The organism is Teredinibacter waterburyi, from assembly GCF_001922985.1.
In the GTDB taxonomy this organism is placed as follows: domain Bacteria; phylum Pseudomonadota; class Gammaproteobacteria; order Pseudomonadales; family Cellvibrionaceae; genus Teredinibacter; species Teredinibacter waterburyi.
In genome coordinates this window covers 1-1408 of the sequence record NZ_MRUH01000102.1, presented here as the reverse complement: position 1 = coordinate 1408, position 1408 = coordinate 1, and the positions used below count along the sequence as shown (strand labels likewise).

Genomic DNA, 1408 nt, shown 5'->3' with positions numbered 1-1408 from the left:
CATAACTCCGTAAACTACTTTTTTCATCATTCTTTAGTCCTTTTTTATTTGCGCATAACGCCAAGCTCACCTGCAGTTTTTGCGGAGAGCAATTGTGTAAAATGGAGCACCGCGACATACACAATTGAGCGTAGAAAAAAATGTCAGGTGCAGCTTTTTGTTATGTTTTTCTCGGATACTCTTCATACCATCTCGGCGGCTTATCAGACTGTTTAACGAAAAAGTCTATAACAGCCTTCGCTTGCATATGGGAGGCATTTATTTTAAGTAACTTATGCCATATTGTAGGGATTTCTGGGCCAGAAGACCTCCGATCCTCTTTTTTCATGTGGATAATACGGTCGCGAATTTTCCTGAGTTCCCTATACCCTTCCCAACACCTTTGTCCTTTCGGTGTTTCCATATTTCTAGACTGCGGTAAAACTATGGAAAGCTTTTCATCAAGAGACAACCAGCGTTCAATTTCCTGCTTATCTAGGGTCTCAAGAATAATTTCGCTCTTACGATTACAATGATAGAGATAGTCATCCGGTATATTTTCGTTAACAAAATCCTCTAAAGCCGTGAACGACATAACGATAGATTCCATTACGGCTTCAATATAGTCAAAGGATTCAGATGTACTTTCGAACGAAACTTCTTTTTTAATTGAGCTATCTATCCCTGACCGTTTTCTGATCTTTTGCGCACTATCCCAGCTTCGCTTCGCGGAACTTAGACAAAGCGCCGTTGCATTTGGGAGCACGATTGAGACATGTTTATTCTTGTTTAGCTTTGCGATTGAACGACGAGTAACCTGAGAACCTCTTGGAGCCACCTGATTAGTCCCAGGGATGCGAGTATCCTCGGCCAAAAACCCGAAATCTTCCATTCTCCAATCATTATCAGCTTCGCTCAATAGTTGAATCCTTCCCTAAACATAACGCCAAGCTCACCTGCAGTTTTTGCGGAGAGCAATTGTGTAAAATGGAGCGCAGCGACATACACAATTGAGCGTAGCAAAAAGTGTCAGGTGCAGCTTTTTGTTAGGGCCACCATGGCCGCTTACTATTTCCATTGTTTCTTACGGTATAGTTTCCAATTACGTGAACTCATATTACTTCTATATATATCGTCCCATGAGTTAGGAAGTGACTTAAATCGCCTTCGCCCTCTCACGTTTATTTGGATATGATTTACACCATACTGCGAAGCAAAATACTGCTTCATTTCGTTTTTGGTATGAGGATGACGAAAATAATCCGAATAACTCATACTGACCTCCATTAGCTATGAATTGCTAATGAAAACCAAAACCCCTTCTTTTTAATACTTCTCTAAATCTCATGACAATTCTCTGTGGTTGCTCTAACGCCAAGCTCACCTGCAATTTTTGCTGTGAGCGTTTGTGTAAAATGGAGCTGCGCGA

Annotated in this window: 1 protein-coding gene; it reads right to left on the bottom strand. The window is 41.1% G+C overall.

Annotation, left to right across the window (positions count from 1 at the left end; all coding sequences use genetic code 11):
* Nucleotides 1–160 precede the first annotated feature (160 nt).
* Complete coding sequence (locus tag IDZ20_RS06975) at nt 161–898, bottom strand: hypothetical protein (RefSeq protein WP_188150708.1); 738 nt, start codon at nt 896–898, stop codon at nt 161–163.
* Nucleotides 899–1408 lie beyond the last annotated feature (510 nt).